Source organism: Mesorhizobium sp. M7A.F.Ca.CA.002.15.2.1, assembly GCF_003998715.1.
Classification (GTDB): Bacteria; Pseudomonadota; Alphaproteobacteria; order Rhizobiales; family Rhizobiaceae; genus Mesorhizobium; species Mesorhizobium ciceri.
In genome coordinates, this window is the sequence record NZ_RZPI01001027.1 from 1 (window position 1) to 1,210 (window position 1,210).

A 1,210-nucleotide genomic window follows, 5' to 3' on the forward strand; every position below is an offset into this window, starting at 1 on the left:
GGGATAAAGATCATCGGCCGCCGTTCGACGCCGGGCCGCTATTTCAAGGTGTCCGAGCCAGGCCTCGGCTGGGGCGGCACCAGCATTTCAGACCCGCTGTCGATCCTTGGCGAGTGGAACGCCAAGAAGGGTGCGCGGCCGGGCCTGTCGCTGCTGATGGTTTCGACCACCGGCGAGCAATTCGCCTATTACGAGCTCGACGACGAGTTGAAGCCGGTGCAAAAACCGTTTCCGGAACGGCTGCAAAAATCGGTCGGCCTGATCGAGGACAATTGCGAGCCGGCTTTGTGCACGGTGCTGTTCATCGGCGGCGCCGGCGGGTCGCTGCGCGCCGGCGTCACCGAAAACCCGGTCAATCTCACCCGCTCGGTTCAGGGCCTGACCACCTATGTCACGGTCGGCGGTGCGCCGGTCTATGTCTGGCCGGGCGGCGGCATCACCCTGATGGTCGATGTCACACGGGTGCCGGAAGGCGCCTTCGGCTATGTGCCTACACCGGCGCTGGTGGCGCCGATCGAATTCACGCTGCGCCGCGACGACTATGTCAGGCTCGGCGGGTACGAGGCCGAGATCCGCAGCGTCGAGGATATTGTCGCAAAAGGCGGTGAGTACCTGAATCCGCGCCGCGGCACAGGCGCCGAAACCAACAATCCATGGCCGCCACTCGCGCAGCTACGTCGTGCCGGCTCGAACGGGGCCGGGTGATGCAAGGCCCGCAAGCCCATTGGCTGCAGGACGGCAAGCGGCTGCATCTCAACCACGGGCCGATCGACCTGATCGTCGAGGTTTTTGGTGAGGCGGATGAATGCCGCCGAGCCTATGAACAGGCCATAGCGCGGTTCCAGACGATCCTGGTGGAGCTGGTCGAGGAACTCCCCGAATTGCGGCTGCCGGCGTTTTTCCTGGCGCCGCGCACCTTCGCCGGCCCGACGGCGCGCCGCATGGAGGCAGCCGTCATGCCCCTGGCGGAATGCTTTATAACTCCGATGGCGGCCGTCGCGGGATCGGTAGCCGACGAAATGCTCGCCGCATTGCTTGCCGGTCGCAAGATCGAGCGCGCCTATGTCAACAATGGCGGCGACTGCGCGCTCCATATCGGCAAGGGCCAGTCGATGGGTCTGGCGGTTGCCGGTACCGGCAACGGCATGACCGACCGGATCACGATCCGCGCGGAAGATGGCGTTCGCGGCGTCGCCACCAGCGGTTGGCG

The 1,210-nt window shown here is 65.5% G+C and carries 2 pseudogenes; both read left to right on the top strand.

Going from position 1 to position 1,210, the window contains the following annotated elements:
- Nucleotides 1-705: pseudogene (locus ENZ74_RS32240) on the top strand (6-hydroxynicotinate reductase); the annotation flags it as partial.
- Nucleotides 705-1,210: pseudogene (locus tag ENZ74_RS32245) on the top strand (UPF0280 family protein); the annotation flags it as partial. The pseudogenes ENZ74_RS32240 and ENZ74_RS32245, both read left to right, overlap by 1 nt.